At 49.2% G+C, this 17,366-nt stretch carries 14 protein-coding genes; 10 read left to right on the top strand and 4 right to left on the bottom strand.

The features are described 5' to 3' along the window. Positions 1 to 41 precede the first annotated feature (41 nt). The 4 genes from EL645_RS19320 to EL645_RS19335 all read left to right on the top strand — a co-directional run bounded on the left by EL645_RS19320 (position 42) and on the right by EL645_RS19335 (position 3,670). A complete protein-coding gene (locus EL645_RS19320) occupies positions 42 to 1,403 on the top strand; it encodes a dihydrolipoamide acetyltransferase family protein (RefSeq protein WP_126552021.1) in 1,362 nt (453 codons plus the stop codon). Positions 1,404 to 1,513: 110 nt separating this feature from the next. Next, the gene (gene lipA, locus EL645_RS19325; protein WP_126552022.1) at positions 1,514 to 2,389 is read left to right on the top strand and encodes a lipoyl synthase; all 876 of its coding nucleotides are present in this window, start codon (positions 1,514 to 1,516) and stop codon (positions 2,387 to 2,389) included. A 6-nt stretch (positions 2,390 to 2,395) separates the two neighbouring features. Then, positions 2,396 to 3,199 (top strand): alpha/beta fold hydrolase, encoded by an 804-nt coding sequence (locus EL645_RS19330; protein WP_126552023.1) that lies wholly within the window; start codon positions 2,396 to 2,398, stop codon positions 3,197 to 3,199. 45 nt (positions 3,200 to 3,244) lie between these two features. Next, positions 3,245 to 3,670 carry a response regulator gene (locus EL645_RS19335; protein ID WP_126552024.1) on the top strand — a complete coding sequence of 142 codons (426 nt, stop codon included), beginning with the start codon at positions 3,245 to 3,247 and terminating at the stop codon, positions 3,668 to 3,670. Positions 3,671 to 3,679: 9 nt separating this feature from the next. Here EL645_RS19335 and EL645_RS19340 read toward each other — a convergent pair whose 3' ends face one another. Continuing rightward, a complete protein-coding gene (locus EL645_RS19340; RefSeq protein ID WP_126552025.1) occupies positions 3,680 to 4,747 on the bottom strand; it encodes a hypothetical protein in 1,068 nt (355 codons plus the stop codon). 503 nt (positions 4,748 to 5,250) lie between these two features. On the opposite strand from EL645_RS19340, the gene EL645_RS19345 reads away from it, so the two are divergent. The 6 genes from EL645_RS19345 to EL645_RS19370 all read left to right on the top strand — a co-directional run bounded on the left by EL645_RS19345 (position 5,251) and on the right by EL645_RS19370 (position 14,724). Then, positions 5,251 to 6,879, top strand: coding sequence for a DUF1800 domain-containing protein (locus EL645_RS19345; RefSeq protein WP_126552026.1), 1,629 nt, complete (start codon positions 5,251 to 5,253; stop codon positions 6,877 to 6,879). 79 nt (positions 6,880 to 6,958) lie between these two features. Further along, positions 6,959 to 8,227: a DUF1501 domain-containing protein gene (locus tag EL645_RS19350; RefSeq protein ID WP_161977503.1), complete on the top strand. Its 1,269-nt coding sequence runs from the start codon at positions 6,959 to 6,961 to the stop codon at positions 8,225 to 8,227. Between the two features lie 392 nt (positions 8,228 to 8,619). Continuing rightward, positions 8,620 to 10,935: an ATP-binding protein gene (locus tag EL645_RS19355; RefSeq protein WP_126552028.1), complete on the top strand. Its 2,316-nt coding sequence runs from the start codon at positions 8,620 to 8,622 to the stop codon at positions 10,933 to 10,935. A gap of 6 nt (positions 10,936 to 10,941) precedes the next feature. Then, a complete protein-coding gene (locus EL645_RS19360; protein WP_126552029.1) occupies positions 10,942 to 11,397 on the top strand; it encodes a response regulator in 456 nt (151 codons plus the stop codon). A gap of 2 nt (positions 11,398 to 11,399) precedes the next feature. Further along, a complete protein-coding gene (locus EL645_RS19365; RefSeq protein ID WP_126552030.1) occupies positions 11,400 to 12,518 on the top strand; it encodes a hybrid sensor histidine kinase/response regulator in 1,119 nt (372 codons plus the stop codon). Positions 12,519 to 12,804: 286 nt separating this feature from the next. After that, positions 12,805 to 14,724, top strand: a complete 1,920-nt coding sequence (locus EL645_RS19370; protein ID WP_126552031.1) for a hybrid sensor histidine kinase/response regulator — start codon at positions 12,805 to 12,807, stop codon at positions 14,722 to 14,724. 77 nt (positions 14,725 to 14,801) lie between these two features. Here the strand turns inward: EL645_RS19370 and EL645_RS19375 are convergent, their stop codons facing one another. The 3 genes from EL645_RS19375 to EL645_RS19385 all read right to left on the bottom strand — a co-directional run bounded on the left by EL645_RS19375 (position 14,802) and on the right by EL645_RS19385 (position 17,271). Then, positions 14,802 to 15,314 (bottom strand): hypothetical protein, encoded by a 513-nt coding sequence (locus EL645_RS19375; RefSeq protein WP_126552032.1) that lies wholly within the window; start codon positions 15,312 to 15,314, stop codon positions 14,802 to 14,804. A 117-nt stretch (positions 15,315 to 15,431) separates the two neighbouring features. Beyond that, positions 15,432 to 17,009, bottom strand: coding sequence for a monocarboxylate uptake permease MctP (gene mctP, locus EL645_RS19380; protein ID WP_126552033.1), 1,578 nt, complete (start codon positions 17,007 to 17,009; stop codon positions 15,432 to 15,434). 61 nt (positions 17,010 to 17,070) lie between these two features. Then, positions 17,071 to 17,271 carry a DUF3311 domain-containing protein gene (locus EL645_RS19385; RefSeq protein ID WP_126552034.1) on the bottom strand — a complete coding sequence of 67 codons (201 nt, stop codon included), beginning with the start codon at positions 17,269 to 17,271 and terminating at the stop codon, positions 17,071 to 17,073. Between the last annotated feature and the right edge of the window lie 95 nt (positions 17,272 to 17,366).

Here is a 17,366-nt window from a genome sequence, read left to right on the forward strand (position 1 = left end):
AACACTATCTATTGCAATAGAAGGGATGAAAGGGTGTACTTATGCCAACTCCAGTAACAATGCCGCGCCTGGGTGAATCAGTAGCGGAAGGAACTATTGGCGCCTGGTTAAAACAAGAGGGCGATCTGATTGAGCGTGATGAATCTATCGCTGAGGTGATTACCGATAAAATCAATGCTGAACTCCCTTCGCCTGTAGCTGGCCGTCTGGTGAAGATTCTGGTGAAGGTCGATGAGACGGTGCCTGTGGGCGCTGAGATCGCTATCATTGAAGAGAGTGCCGATGTGGCTGCTGCCACTACCAGCAGTACACCGGGCCCTGATGCCGCACCTGTCAAAAGTGTTAGCGAGGCCGCGACTCCGCTGCCAGATTCCCAGCCTACCGCTACTACCCAGGTTGCTCGTTCCAATGGTATTAATGAGCGGGTACAGGGTGAAGATGAGGAGCGCCAGCGTATCTCTCCGTTAGCACGGCGCCTGGCCCGCGAGCATGGCATTGATCTCAATGATATTGCTGGTACTGGCTCTGGTGGTCGGGTACGCAAAGAAGATATTCTGGCCTATGTCGCTCAGCAGCAAAATGTCGCCACGCCAGCTGCCACCTATACCCCGGCGGCCACTGCACCCGCTCCGGTCGCGCAACAGGCCGCGCCAGCTCGCCAGGAGATGCCAACCACTACCGCGGCTGAATTGACTGAGGCCGGTGACGAGGTTGTTGTACCCAGCCGTATGCGCCTGGCTATTGCAGAGCACATGGTACGCAGTAAGCGCACCTCGCCCCATGCCACTACCGTGGTCGAAATCGATATGACCAATATCGCTAAGTGGCTGGCCAAAAATAAAGAGGAGTTTAAACGCCGCGAAGGCTATGGCATTAGCTTCGTGCCTTTTGTAATGAAGGCGGTCTGCGAGGGTATTCGCAAGTTCCCCATCATCAACTCAACCTGGACACCCGACAATAAAATCATTATCAAGCGGCACATTAATCTCGGTATGGCTGTCTCGACCGATACCGGACTGGTTGTTCCGACAATCTACGACGCTGACCAGTATACCCTGGCTGCCCTGGCGAAACAAGTCAATTCCCTGGCCCAGCGCGCTCGTACCAATAAATTGACTATCCAGGATATGCAGAATAGCACCTTTGTAGTGAATAATCCTGGCGTATTTGGTACAATTATATCTATGCCCATTATTAATCAACCCCATGCGGCTATTCTCAGTATGGATGCTGTCGTGAAACGGCCAGTGGTGATTGAAGATGACGCGATCGCAGTTCGTTCGATGATGTTTATGTCTATGTCATTTGACCATCGTATTCTCGATGGCGCGGGTGCTGGCGGCTTCTTGCAAGCCGTACGCACGAAACTGCAAAGCTATGGACGAGACATCGATGTATATTAGTACGCCCAGCGGGACGTACCTACAATAGAGTGAACGGCATCTTATCTGCTTATTTTCATAAGTTGGATAAGATGCCAGACAGTTGCAGAACTAGAGCAAGGGAAATTTCCATGACGACCATTATCCCAGAGCGCCGCCCTGAATGGCTACGCGTACGAGCTCCCAAGGGAGAAAATTACCAACAACTGAAGCAACTAATGCGCGGCCAGTCGCTGCATACAGTCTGTGAGGAGGCTCGCTGCCCAAACATCGGTGAGTGCTGGGGACATAAGACAGCAACCTTTATGATTCTGGGCCGTGTCTGTACTCGTAGCTGTGGTTTTTGCGCGGTTGAGACTGGACGCCCAATGGGACTGGACTGGGAAGAGCCAAAACGTGTGGCTGAAGCGGTACAGGAGATGGGATTGCGCCATGCGGTGGTGACCTCGGTCAATCGTGATGAGCTAAAAGATGGGGGGGCCGCGGTCTTTGCATCGACCATTCGCTGGATTCGCCGTTTGAATCCCGAGTGTAAAGTAGAGGTTTTGACCCCTGATTTTAAGGGTTCGGCCGATGCGCTACGTGTTGTAATGGATGCGAAACCCGATATTTTCAATCATAACGTTGAGACTATCCCCAGGTTGTATAAACGTGTGCGCCCTCAGGCCGTCTACCTGCGTTCATTGCAGGTGCTCAAAATGGCTAAAGAAATGTATCCTGGCACGCGTACCAAGTCTGGTTTTATGCTTGGCCTCGGTGAGACCTGGGACGAGATCCTTGAGGTTATGCACGATATGCGTGAGCATGATATCGATATCCTTACTATTGGTCAGTATTTGCGCCCGTCTTTCCAGCACCTTCCTATTCAGCGCTATGTACCACTGGAAGAGTTCGCTGAACTGAAGGCTGAAGGCAAAAAGATGGGCTTCCGCCACGTGGAGTCTGGCCCTTTTGTGCGTAGCTCATACCATGCGCACGAGCAGGCCGACGGCGCAACGAAGGAGTAATACGGCATGGGGTCGAAAGCAAGCATAAATTCTGTGGAGCTGGCTTACGAGGACCACGGTATCGGGATTCCATTATTCTTTCTACATGCCTTTCCTCTCAACCGGGGCATGTGGGAGCGGCAGATTTCCGCCTTATTGGATGAACAACGTTATCGTGTGGTCGCGCCAGACTGGCGTGGCTTCGGGGAGAGTAGCCTGTATGGCAACCTCTCCACTATGGAAACTTTCGCTGATGATCTGGCTGGTTTGATGGACCACCTGGGTATGCAGCAGGCCGTACTTTGCGGCCTCTCTATGGGTGGTTATGCTGTTTTCGCTTTCCTTCGCAAATACCCCCACCGTGTTGGCGGCCTGATCCTGGCCGACACGCGTCCAGGCGCGGATACAGAAGAGGCGCGGGCTAACCGCGAGAATGTGGCCCGTATTGCTGAGCAACAGGGCACGGATGCAATCGCTGATTTGCAGTTGCCGCGCCTCATCTCTGATTACACGCGCACACACTCTCCAGAAGTAGAAATACAGGTGCGACAACTGATCGGGGCTGCCAATCCCTTGGGGATCGCCGCCGCCTCGCGTGGGATGGCTTTGCGGGCCGATTCCACCGACTTGCTGTCTGGCATTAGCTGCCCTACCCTTGTGATAGTAGGAGAGCATGACGCGCTGACACCCCCGGATGTGGCGCGTGCATATGCCGAGCAGATTCCGGGCGCTCGTTTCGCTGTCATCCCACAGGCAGGTCACCTCTCAAATCTGGAACATCCCCAGGCATTCTTAGAGGTTGTGCAGAACTTCTTGCGAACTGCTTTTTAAGCATCGATAAACAGCCAGGCCCGGCGTGCAAATAGAGGGGGAAGCATGTTTCAGCCAGCGTTTCAACCACAAGTACCTTTACCAGTTGTGCTTGTGGTTGATGATAATCCTGCTATTCGGGATATGGTCTCCTGGGCCCTTGAATTAGATGGCTATGAACCTGCAGAGGCCGCTGATGGACAGGAGGCTCTGGATTGGATGTATAATGCGGCCCGTGAAGGTCGCTATCCCGCTGTAATCTTATTGGACCTGGCCATGCCAGGTATGGATGGCACGACATTTTTAGCTCGCCTGAAAGAATACAGGGAGCTCCATGCTGCTACCTTTCCTCGTCCAACTGTGGTGTTAATTACCGCCAACCCTGGTGCTGATAGCGCGTCAATGGGAGTAGAGCAGGTTATTATCAAGCCATTCCATGTCCGTGATTTGCTGGATACCGTGCGCCTGTTCTTGCTCCCAACTTCTTTTTAACTTCTTACTTTAATTTTGCAAGGCCGCTGGGATACGTTTCTCCACGATCATCTGTTGATATTGCTCTTGAAAGCTTTCACCCTGCACACTCAAGTTTGCGCTAGCTGTAATCAATGGAACTGCCGTGTTTGTGCAGGAATACTGCATGGCGGCAAAGATACGATTGGCCGCCAATGTTTGCAGCGCAAGCTTTGTCCAGTTCTGTATAAAGGTGGGATTGTTGTTTTTCCCATCACTAGAAGTAGCATTCGGTGAATAATTCCATTCGGTAATCATAATTGGTAAACTGTGACCGATAGCCTGCTGCATCATGGCGCGGGCCCTGGCGATATGGATGTTCCAGTGCGCTATATTCGCTATACACGTTGTTGGTGGCGCATTAACATCGCAGGTGTATTCATGCCAGCTAATTTCATCCGGTGCAGGCCGGGCCTGCTGCAGGAACGTTTTGAGATACGCCTCATTGTATTGAAAGTTCACCGGACCAATAAAGTGGGCCTGGGGAGCCAGCCGTTGTAACTGTGGAACGATACGATTCCAGGAGGCCGCATAGCGTTCAGCCGTCACTCCTTGCAAATCTTCTTCATTGCCATATTCATAATAGACGCTGCTATTGTTAAAGACCTGCTGGACGTCCTGAATGATACGCGCATCATCAGCCAGCACATTGGCATCCACCTCACCGCGTAAATTGACCAATGGAAGCGCTCCCAACTCTTTAATTGTGCGGGCCGCGCGCATTTCTGTCTCCTCGGCCAGACTGGCCCGAACCGGCATACGAATAATCCCCGGATGTAATCCCTGTAAACGCACACGAGCCCCTTCAGATGTCAGCAAGAGATCATGTGTATCGAACAGAGCCATATTAGTACCAAAGAGCAACGGCGATATTGTTGTATTTGAATGTGAAGATGGAAAAAATGTAATGGCTGTCGGTTTACCGCTAATGGGATTGGTCAACGGACCATCTTGGAAGACCCAGATACCGATGGAGACCAGGGCAACGATAATGGTGATACTAATGAACAAAAAAACTGGCAGCAACCATTTTTTGCGCCCCGATGTAAGCTGTGGCATATCTTTTACCCCTCTTCTATCCACACAATGTTGCCCTATATGCAACATCCTCTATCCTATTAAACTCTTTATCCGCCCAAAAGTATCACTACAAACACAAACAGCCCGAAATCCCGCTTCAATCCGCCTGCCCCAAAAAACACGTCCGAGTTACTGATTGCTCCAAAAAACATTCATGTGTTGTAGTTGGTTCAAAAAACACGTCCGAGTTACTGATTGCTCCAAAAAACATTCATGTGTTGTCGAAAGTGTGCGCAGAACACTTTCGACAACACATGAATAAAAAAAGCCGGGCGCGCCCGCGCCCGCCCCCAACCACCAAAAAGAAACAAAAAAAGAGCAAATTATTATTTTCTCTTGAGAATTCCTTGACCTCTTGCTGTTACAATTTCTGCAGATACTACTGAAGAACATGCAGATAAGCATACTTATAAATAGTAAGAAATTTTCTATGATGATATCGATAGTAAATTGCTCGCAAACGCATAGAGGAGGCGTTGAACATGGACATGCACGAACAGCCCACAGAATCATGGAGGGGGGCTGATCCAGGCCAGGGTGGGATCGGGTCAGTGCCGCAACCAGCACCACCCGCATCTCAGCCAGAAGCGATGGCGACGGAGTCGCCGAAACGCCTCTCGCGCCGCGCCTTATTCGCAGGATTGGCTGGAGCTGGAGCCGCCGTTGCCATTGGAGGTGTGGCACTGGCAGAGTGGCAGCAATCTCAGCAGAACCAGGTAGCCTCTTCCTGGAACACAACTGGCACCTCAGGAGCAAACGCAAAGCTTGGCCATTTATTGCGTCGAACCGGTTTTGGGGTTACCTCAGCTGACCTTGCTCTATACACCCCTCTGGGATTCCAGGGCGCGGTAGATCGCCTGCTGAACTATCAGCAAGTCTCTGACCAGCCGTTAGAGCAGCAACTTGCTGCAGCAAATATTGATTTGACCAAACCGCAGAATCAACAGCGCTGGTGGTTGCTACGTATGGCCGGTAGCCAGCGACCTTTGTTGGAGAAAATGACCCTCTTCTGGCATGGAGTGTTGACCAGTAGCTATCAGAAGGTTGGTGGGCCAAAGGCTTATATGCGTATGATTGTCCAGAACAACTTTTTGCGTGCTCATGCCTTTGATACCTTTGACAATATCCTGCTCGGCATTACCAGTGATCCAGCAATGCTTTTCTATCTGGACTTAACTAAAAGCCGTAAGAATGCGCCGAATGAGAACTTCGCGCGTGAACTGATGGAGTTGTTCACGCTGGGGCTTGGCAATTATACCCAGCAAGATGTGTTTGAGGGCGCCGCCGCCCTGACTGGATGGCATGTGCGCGGTACCTCATTGCAGGCACAATATTATCCCGGGGATCATACAGATAATGAACTATCCTTTTTGGGTCAAAAAGGGAACCTTGATTATAAAGATGTTATTCACACATTGACCAATCATCCAGCGGCTCCCTGGTTCCTCTGCCGGAAACTCTTTACCTTTTTTGTCTATGAAAATCCCAGTAATGATGATCTGAAGCCACTGGTAGATACCTATGTAAAAAGCAATCACAGTATTCAGGCAGTAATGAAGACCCTTTTGCTCTCGCCACAATTTAGCTCGGCGAAAGCATATCGTGCGCGTGTGAAATCGCCGACCGAATTTGTGATTGGTTCGTACCGGGCACTGGAAGCTAAAACAAGTGGTGCCGAGCTACCAACCCAGACCTATCTATTGGGTCAGACCCTCTTTAATCCACCTAATGTAGCAGGCTGGCCCGCTGATAAGATCAGTTCCCTCTGGCTCAATGGGGGAACCTGGATGTCGCGCCTCAACTATATTAATCTGTTGATCGCTGGCGCACGTAGTCGCACCAGTGTCTATAAGCCGCTCGATTTTCAATCTATTGTAGATACCAACAATATCGATACACCCGAGAAGTTTGTTGATCATTTTTCAAGCTTCTTGTTGGATGGCGCATTGGAAAACGAGCGCAAAGACCAGCTGGTTTCTTACTTTAACACGCCCGATCCACTTTCACGTCAGGGACATATCACGCTGAGTGGTGGGAAGAGTTATCCGCTTAGTAAGGTACGAGGCACGCTGTATCTGATGATGGCATCGCCTGAATATCAACTGAACTAATGTGAGCGCTATAGATAAAGAATGATAGCCTGGCGGCGCTCATACAGGAGATATGCCGGGGCCAGGAAGGAAGAAGAATATGAAACTTTCGCGTCGCGCTATGATCAAAGATGGAATGCTGGTAGTTTCAGCTGGTATGGTAATGCCCGCGATTTTTAGCCGTGGAGTCGCCTCGGCTAAAGCGCTCCAACTGGATCATGCCCATACTGCAATGGCCAGCAACGATCATACGCTGATCGTTGTACAGATGGCTGGTGGCAATGATGGTTTAAATACCGTTGTGCCCTATACCGATGCAACCTATCATAAGATGCGCCCCACTCTGGGTCTTGCAGAAGATAAGGTTTTACACCTGGATGATCGCCTGGGCCTGCATCCCAATCTTGCACCCCTCAAAAATCTCTGGGATCAAGGTCATCTCGCCATTGTAGAAGGCGTAGGCTATCCCAACCAGAGCCTCTCTCACTTTCAGGCGATGGACATCTGGCAGACATTGGATATGACCGGTAACGGGAGTGAAGGCTGGCTGGGAAAACTGGTGGCTGGCCTGGTAGATAAAGATGGACACCCTTTTAAAGCGATGGATATTGGTACCCAGACGGCGCAGGCACTTTCTTCAATCACGACACCGGTACCCACGCTGGCCAGCACCCAGAGCTATCGCCTCAGTACTGATCCGACCGAGCCTGATGGCGGCAACGCACGTCTACAGGCCCTCTTGAAACTATATAATACCTATCCGCGCTCTTCCCCTTATGCCGCCCTGCTGGATACTACGGCGCTCAATGCCCATGAAGGAGGCCGCCAGTTGTTGCAGGCTGAAGCCACTTATCAGCCTGCCGTAACCTATCCTCAAGGTCCTTTTGCGACCGGCCTGAAAACGCTGGCAGAAGCTATTGTGCAGGGGCTTGGCTTACGGGTAGGCTATGTAACCCTGGGCGGTTTTGATACCCATGCCAATCAGACCGCGACCCATGAGACCTTGTTAAAAACCTTAGCCGATGGACTGGCGGCATTCTACACTGATCTGGAAAAGCATGGCAAAGCTGACAACGTGGTGGTCATGACCTGGTCAGAGTTTGGACGGCGTGTCGAAGAGAATGGCAGCCTTGGTACTGACCATGGTACAGCTGCACCTCTTTTTGTCATGGGCAATGCTATACACAAAGGCATTTATGGAGAACCTCCTGATCTCAAAAATCTGGATCAGGTTGGGAACTTAAAATACACTGTCGACTTTCGTTCTATCTACGCAACTGTCCTGGATCGTTGGATGGGGGCCTCTTCCAAGGCTGTCCTGGGAGGATCCTATGATACTAATGCGCAAAACTTTTTGCCTCAGCTCTAAATAAACTGAGCAGCAAAAAACGTCAGGCTTCGCGCCCGTGGACGCGAAGCCTGACGTTTTTTGCTGGGCTTTTTCATGCTTGTCCAGAGACTGCTAGCAAGCGATAAGATGGCATTCTTTCATGTGTGGAGTGTGTGAAGTGGGCGGCCGCGGCCGCCCACCTCACACACTCCACACTCCCAACTCGGCGCCGCAGGCGCCAAAGAGGAACATGAAAAAGCCCTGACGTTTTTGCTGCTCAGATAGACTAATTACTTGAGATTTATTATAATTTGTGATAAATAGAATGGATGTACACGCCAGCAATTTTATCGCTTTCTATGTTTGTGCTGTAACGGGCCTTTGTGCTGAGGATATAGCTATAATTTTTGTGAATTAAAAGGTAAAGATGGATGAACACGAGTCAGTCTAGCAAGGAATATGCGGCGCAACTGAATGCGCCAGCTGAAAATGTAGATCTTACCAATTGTGATCGCGAACCAATCCATATTCCGGGTTCTATTCAGCCTCATGGCATCCTGATGGTTTTAAGTATACCTGATCTGCACATTACGCAAGTCAGTAATAATACAGACACACATTTAGGGACAGAGCCAGCGAGACTGTTAGGGCAGCATATCGCACAGCTTCTCCCTGCTGATCAAGTAGAGCAACTCACACAGAGCTTACGGCTAGAGGCGATTGAAACCGTGAATCCGCTAGTGATCACAATACAAGATAGTAAGGGCCAGGAGAAGACCTTTGATGGCGTGGTTCATCGCGTGGATGGCCACGAGAAAGAATTGCTCTTGCTTGAATTAGAGCCAACTCTGGATACGAATAATATATACATTCCCAATTTTTACCAGGTCATGCGTACCTCGGCCACAGTTTTGCAAGGGGCATCAAATCTATTGGATATGTGTCAGGCTTCTGCTGAAGCTGTGCGTCGCTTGACCGGTTTTGATCGTGTATTGATTTACCGTTTCCACGAAGATTGGCATGGCGAGGTTATTGCTGAAGCCCGGAATGAAGATCAGGAAGCGTATCTGGGTCTGCATTATCCAGCCTCAGATATTCCCGCCCAGGCACGTGAATTGTATCGTCACAACTGGTTACGCCTGATCTCCGATGTCGCCTATCAACCAGCTCCGATCATACCGACAGATAATCCGTTAACCCAGACTCCTCTTAATTTGAGTTCCTCTGTTCTGCGTAGCGTTTCGCCCATGCATATTATGTACCTGAAAAATATGGGTGTTGCCGCCTCCATGTCTATTTCGATCATTAAAAATAATATGCTCTGGGGACTGATTTCTTGCCATCATAATGCACCCAGGCTTGTTCCCTATACAGTACGTGCCGCCTGTGAGTTTCTGGGACAGTTGCTTTCCTTGCAGATTGCGGCACGCGAAGATGTAGATGATTATGCCTACGAAATGCAGGTGAAGAATATCCAGGCTTCCCTGTTAGAGCGCATACGCGGTGACCAGAATCCTTTTGAACAGATAGTGGAACATGCGACGGAACTTATGAGCCTGGTTAATGCCCAGGGGGCCGCGGTCTATTTTAATGATCGCTATGTGCCTCTGGGTATGGCACCGGCCGCTACCGATGGGATGCGCATCGTTGGCTGGCTTAAAGAAAATATGCAAAATGATGTGTTTGTGACCGATAACTTTTCCAATTATTGGAAAGATGCCCAACAATGGCAGGATACAGCCAGTGGCTTGCTCGCTATTTCGATTTCGCCTTCGCAGGGTAGCTATGTGCTCTGGTTTCGGCCCGAGGTTGTGCGTGAAGTCACCTGGAGTGGTGATCCGCATAAACCGGTGCAGATGCAAGATGGATCTGCCATGTTACTTCCACGCACCTCTTTTGCCGCCTGGAGCGAAACGGTTCGCTTCAGATCACAAGCCTGGAAAGCTTGTGAGCTAGAGGCAGCGCGTGGCCTTAGAAGTGCCATCGTTGATAATGTGTTGCGTGACCTGGTGGTACAGCGCGCAGATGAGTTGGCCGATCTGAACAAGATGCTGGAAGAGAGCAATCAAGAACTGGATTCTTTTGCTTATATTGTCTCCCATGATTTGAAGGAGCCTTTACGTGGCATTAATAACTATGTGCATATTCTCAAAGAAGATTATTCACAGAGTTTAAACGAAGAGGGGCTGAGTCGCTTGGCAACCCTCCTGCGTTTAACGCAGCGCCTCGATACATTGATCGATTCTCTACTGCATTATTCGCGCGTAGGACGTGTTGATCTTGCCTTTGCCGAAACAGATCTCAATGAAGTTCTGGACAGCGTCCTTGAATTGCTACGGGCGAGAATAGAAGAGCATCAGATTGAGATACGCGTGCCGCGCCCTCTGCCAACGATCTGGTGCGACCGGGCCCGTATCGGCGAAATTTTTACCAACCTGATCACTAATGCTATGAAATATAATGATAAAGCAGATAAGTGGATTGAGATAGGATACCAGCAACCTGAAGATTCACAGCAGCCGTTGGTTTTTTATGTGCGCGACAATGGTATTGGCATTCGCGACAAGTATTTTGATTCAATCTTCCGCATTTTTAAGCGACTACATGGTCGAGATAAATTTGGTGGCGGAACTGGCGCGGGGCTAACAATTGTCAAACGTATTGTAGAACGTCATAAAGGAACCATCTGGCCTGAGTCTACCTTTGGCGAGGGGACGACGTTCTATTTCACCTTGCAGGAGGGCTAGACAAGCATGATCGATCGTTCAGACTATCCAATACTGATTGTAGAAGATAGTGATGAAGACTTTGAAGTTATTCAATGGGCATTACAAAAGTTATCGATTACAACTCCCATTTATCGCTGTGATGATGGGGATGATGTGCTGGATTTCCTGCATCATCGTGGCAAATATGCAGAAAAAGGGACTTCGCCGCGCCCTTCACTCGTCTTGTTAGATTTGAATCTGACATTGATGAATGGGCAGGAAGTTTTGACCCAGATCAAGCAAGATGAAACACTAAAGATGATTCCTGTAATTATCTGGACCACCTCGGCAGATCCTAAGGACATTGAGATTTGTTTTAAACAGGGCGCCAATAGCTATATCCTCAAACCAATGACCTTCGAAAAATTACTAGAAGCCGTCGATTTGTTAAATCAGTATTGGTTTGGCGTGGTTATGCTTCCTGATACAGCAGAGATGTGAGTATGGCGGAGAAGAATCCTACAATCTGTATTATTGATGATAACCCGGAGGACCGGGAAATTTTCCGGCGTTATCTTTTGCAAGATACTCGCTACCATTATCAATGTTATGAGGAGGAAACCGGCGAAGAGGGGCTTGCACTCTGCAAACGGATTCAGCCTGACTGCATTTTACTTGATTATAAATTGCCTGATATTGATGGCATTGAATTTTTGGCTGGACTGGTGGATGCCTCGGGCTCTGTGCCTTTTGCTGTGATTATGCTGGCAGGACTGGGTGATGAGGGGATCGCGCTCCAGGCTATGAAAAGTGGCGCGCAGGACTACCTGGTTAAAGATGAGATGACGCCGGGAAATCTGTTTCGGGCTATTCACAATGCCATTGAACGTACGGCTATGAGGCGCTCGCTGGAAAAGCACCAGCAAGATTTAGAACAGAAAAATCAAGAGATTCAGGCTTTTGCTTATGCCCTGGCCCATGATCTGCGTGCACCTTTACGGGCGATCACTGGCTTTTCACAAATTGTCGAGCAAGATTATCAGGCTGTATTGGATGCCGATGGCCGCCATTATATGGAAAATATTGTTCATGCCTGTGCCCAGATGGATCGTTTGATCGATGATCTCTTGAACTATACCCGCATTGAACATCGAGCGATTCGTTTTAAGCCTGTGGCCCTTGGTTATCTAATGCAACAGATAGTTAAAGGGATGGCCACTCGTATCAATGAGAACCAGGCTACGATCAATATCGCAGAGGATCTTCCCACTGTCTATGGTGATGCGACCCTGATCAACCAGATCTTTGTCAATTTATTGGAGAATGCCCTGGTATACCATAAGCCCGGTGAAAATGCGCAGGTGACGATTAGCTGGTGGGAGGAGGATGAATCTGCCGTAATCTGCCTGGCTGATAATGGTATTGGTATTTCACCCAAAAATCATGAAAAGATTTTTAATCTCTTCCAACGCTTGCATAGCGATGACATTTACCCTGGCACCGGGATTGGACTGGCCATCGTAAAGAAGGCAGTTGATCTATTAGATGGTTTTGTGTGGGTTGAGTCTACTTTAGGTGTGGAGAGCAAGTTTTTTGTGAAGCTGCCTAAATATGTTTTGTAGACCTGCATATTTTATTTGTCTGTGGTCGATAAGGGTGTTGCTGAAACGGATTGAGGTATGGAGGAGTATACCGTTATATATAAATGAGTAGAGTTGTGGCTGATCAGCAGCGGTTGCGCGTGGCACGCGTGAGCAATGCCAGTCTTTCGATTGTATGAGCCCGGCCGCCCGGGCTAAGGTGTTTTTTTGATGCTGCGGCGCAACAAAGATTGAGCTGTGGTGACGCAGCTAGTCGTGAGTGAGCGGCGTTTACGATTGCCTTTTTATAGCATGTTGGAGTTAGCCTGTGAGGTTCTTAATTATTGATGATAGTATGAGCGATCGCGAATTAGTTGTGAGGCGATTAAATAAAGAATTTCCAGATGCTGAATATGTGGAAGTGGCGCAGGTAGAAGATCTGGAACAAGCGATGGCATATGATGATTTTGATATAGTTCTTACCGATTACCAATTGAATTGGACCAACGGTTTACATATTTTAAATAGGGTAAAGCAGCAATACCCGGACGTGCCGGTCCTGATGGTAACGGGTACAGGTAGTGAAGAGATCGCGGTAGAGGGCCTGCGTTCGGGCCTGAGTAACTATATCCTGAAGAGCCACCTTGAGCGACTCCCGCAGGCTGTGCATGAGAGCTTAGAGAAGGCTCGTTTGCAGAAGCAGTACGATGACGCTATTCTGCAGTTGCGCCATTCCGAAGAGCGCTATCGTGAAATTTTTGAACAGGGACTCACTGGCATTTTTGTGTACACCCCACAGGGCACACTTCTGACTTGCAACCCGGCTTTCGCCCATATTTTTGGTTTTGCTTCTGAAAAGGAGGCGCTGCAGGCCGACGTTCGCACCCTCTATCCCGCCCCTGCCGACTACCAGGCTTTTCTGAGGATATTAGAAAAAGAGAAGCGTTTAGAGTATCATGAAGTTCAGATGGTGAGGCACGACGGAACTCCCATTTATATCGTCGAAAATGTGCAGGGAAGCTTTGATGAGCAGGGTAACCTGATTGAAGTCAAGGGTTATATTTTTGATACTACCGAACGACGCAAGCTGGCGGACCAGCTCCAGCAGGCACAACGCCTGGAGAGTGTAGGTTTACTGGTAAGCGGCATCGCCCATGATTTCAATAATATGCTAGGTGGCATTCTCGGCTATGCCAGCCGGGGCCTTAGCCGCATTACACAGAGCCATCCTCTTTACGATAATCTCAACCATATCCATGAAATTGGCACCCGGGCCGCGAATATGACCCATCAACTCCTGGCCTTTTCGCGCCGGCAGGTATTAGAGCCAACGGATGTCAATTTAAATACCGTAGTGGAAAATATTTTAAACCTCTTTGGTAAAATACTCGCCGACCACATTGAAATTGAATTCATTCCCGACCCGGATTTAAAAACGGTGCATGTCGATTACGCGCAGATCGAGCAAGTTTTGATGAATCTCTGCGTAAATGCCCATGATGCCATGCCAAATGGTGGAAAATTGACTATCAAGACTGCGAATGTGTCATATGAAGATGCTTACCAGGGGAGCCGGGGGCAGCTGGCGGCGGCTCAATATGTGTTACTCTCGGTTCAGGATACCGGGATTGGCATGGATGAGCAGACAAAATCACATATCTTCGAGCCATTCTTTACCACCAAAGAGATCGGTAAAGGGACCGGCTTAGGGTTGTCGATGGTTCATGGGATTATTGGACAGCATAATGGTTATATTGGGGTTGACAGCACTCTGGGACAGGGCACATTGTTCTCCATATATCTACCCACTGTTGAGCTTTCCCTGGTTGATTTTGATATGGCCAATGATAACAAATTCAGCCAGGCCCCGGTGCGTGGGGGAGATGAGATGATCCTGGTGGTTGAAGATGATCCTGATCTGCGTTGTTTGATGGAAGAAGCACTGACCGAATATGGCTATACTGTAGTTAGCGCAGCTGATGGGGCCGAAGGATTAAAGCTCTTTGAAACCCATAGCGCAACCATCCCACTGGTCGTCTCAGATCTCGTTACGCCGAAAATGAGAGGTAAAGAGCTCTACGATCATATCCACGAGCAGAGCGAGCAGACGAAATTTCTCTTTGTCAGCGGCTACCAGGCCAATCAGATCAGCCAGAATTTTGTCCTGGATAAAGGCTTTACATTCTTGCAGAAGCCATTCGACCTGGATGAACTGGCCGCCAAAGTTCGTGAGATCCTGGACAGATAGGATAAAGGGAGTAGGATGGGAAATAAGCTTACATCCCTTTTCTACTCCCTTTATTTCTTCCCTGAGCGCGTTTGCAGCTAATCTTCTTCGTAGGTTGCTCCAACGCGCTCAATGCGACTCTGGACATCCAGGAGTGCCTCAATGCGTGGCGTTTGTGCTTGATTGTTCTCTTGTAGACTGGTTTGTATCAGCTCATCGATCTGCAGATAATATTCTACCAGCAGGCGCTCTCCTACTGTAGTATGATTGACACAATCCTCTAGCATTTCTTCCGCCTCTTCATAGGTGGCCAGGTATTCCTGCGTGCGCTGAAAGGCATTTTGAGCGCTCTGTAGCCGTTCCATCTGTTCTTGATAGGCGCGCCTCCGTAAGGGGGCTGTTCCAGCGCTTAATTGCAATTCTTGCAGTGTTAAAGCCGCGTTTCCCATATCAATATGGGTTTCAGTCTCGCGACGTTTCAGCCAGGCACGTACAGCATGCAAGCGGACTAATGGATTAGCCTCTTCTGGTAAACGCAAATTATCATCCGAAAGTAGCTCATCGCTTCCTACTTCTTCTGATTGATGAGAAAGTTCTTCGTCAAAATCCATCCTGATGCATCTTCCTTTTTCGCTATAACTGTTTTTTGTTATGGTAGCATAGCTTTGCAAGCAAAAAAACAGGGACACCTTACGTGAAGATATCCCTGTGCTTTGGAGAAAGGGGAATTAGCTCAAAGCTTCTTGTCCCAACTCACTTGCTTCTACTGGAGCTTGTTCCTCATCGTAATCAGCTGCCTGCGTGCTATCCTGCCCTCTCCCCAGGCCAACAGCCTCGAAGATAGGTGTCAGAACAACTGCTAATAGCAGGTTAAGTAAGAGGACCGCGACGGCAATATAAATGGGAATACCAAGAATAGGCATTGTTGGTTTGTTGCCTGCCAGGATAAACATTGTGGTGCCCGCGATCATGGCTGCCGCCCAACCGATCAGCAGGGCCCAACGGTTAAACCATCTGGTATAGAGTCCCAGGAAGACCGAGGGTAACGTTTGTAAGATCCAGATGCCTCCCAACAACTGGAAATAGACAACCTGGGCTGGATTGATGGCTACAATGAAGAGCAAGGCACCAAATTTTAGGACGAATGAAGCAATTTTAGCGGCCTGTGTTTCTTCGCGATCGGTTGCATTGGGGCGGAAGTATTCTTTGTAGATATTACGGGTGAATAGATTCGCTGCCGCAATAGACATGACCGCGGCCGGTACAAGCGCGCCAATTGAGAGGGCGGCGAACGTGAAACCGGCGAACCATGAAGGGAATACGGCGTTAATCAGGGCTGGTACCGCGCTGTTATTACCAAAGCCACCGAACGGTTTGACCTTTGCCGCGATTGCCATGTATCCCAGTATGGCTAGAAATCCCAGCATTAATGAGTAGATTGGCAGTAAGGCGGCATTGCGCTTTACCACTTTGGTGCTGCTACTGCTGAGTACGCCAGTTAACGAGTGAGGATACAGGAAAAGTGCCAATGCCGAGCCCAGCGCCAGGGTTGAATAAGCAATGGCCTGATTGGCAGGAATAATGTCGGAGAAGGTCTTTGGATTGGCCAGTGCCTTTTGATGTGCTGCATCGAAGATCGGACCAAAGCCATGGAAATGGGTTGGGATGATTGCGATGACCGCGAAGAGGACGATAAAAATCATCACATCTTTGACTAGTGCGATCATGGCGGGTGCGCGCAGCCCACTGGTGTACGTATAGGCGGCCAGAATGATAAAAGCAATGAGCAAAGGAATATCCACCTGGAAACCCAGGATTGGCAATGTGATTGGGATGCCCATCGCGGCCAGAGAGATCTGAATGCCATACATTTGTAAGGCAATGTAAGGCATGGTCGCCAGGATACCGGTAAAGGCAATGGCCAGTGCCAGCCCTTTACTCCCAAAGCGATCCTTCACAAAATCTGACGCCGTAACGTAGCCACGCTGCTTACAGATAGTCCAGAATCTGGGCATAAGTATAAATACCAGAGGATAAATAAGGACTGTGTAAGGAATAGCGAAAAAGCCTGAAACCGCGCCAGCGCCGAACATGGCGGCTGGAATAGCAATAAAAGTGTAGGCGGTGTACAGATCTCCACCTAGCAAAAACCAGGTAATGACTGTGCCGAAACGCCGACCCGCTAATCCCCATTCGTGTAATAGGTCTAGATCTCCACGCCGCCAGCGTGCAGCGATAAAGCCCAGAACCGTAACGGCAACGAAGAAGAAGACAAAAACGGCAACGGCTGTTGCGTCGAATTTCATAGACGCATGCTCCCTTCCTTGCAGGCGTTAAATAGAACGCATCTTCAGCGTCTTTCTATCTTCAGGCACCAATAAAATAGACAATGGCCGTAATGATAGAAGTGATAATAATCCAGAGCATCTGATACCAGTAGAAAAAGGGCATGCCCAGTAAGGGGGGCTGAAGCGAATTGTAAAAGGGTGGGATGAGCAAGAAAATATAGGGGATGATCAGTAAAAGCAGAGGCCAGCGACGCTTTTTTCTGGCGGGGCGAGTTACCATAGATATGCTCCTTTGCGGTGTTTCATGGAAAACCAGCCAGTACGGTGCATTCCTGTCGAGCCTTTGAGTCAATACACAACATTGTGTGAGTAGAA

It is taken from the genome of Dictyobacter kobayashii (assembly GCF_003967555.1).
Classification (GTDB): domain Bacteria; phylum Chloroflexota; class Ktedonobacteria; order Ktedonobacterales; family Ktedonobacteraceae; genus Dictyobacter; species Dictyobacter kobayashii.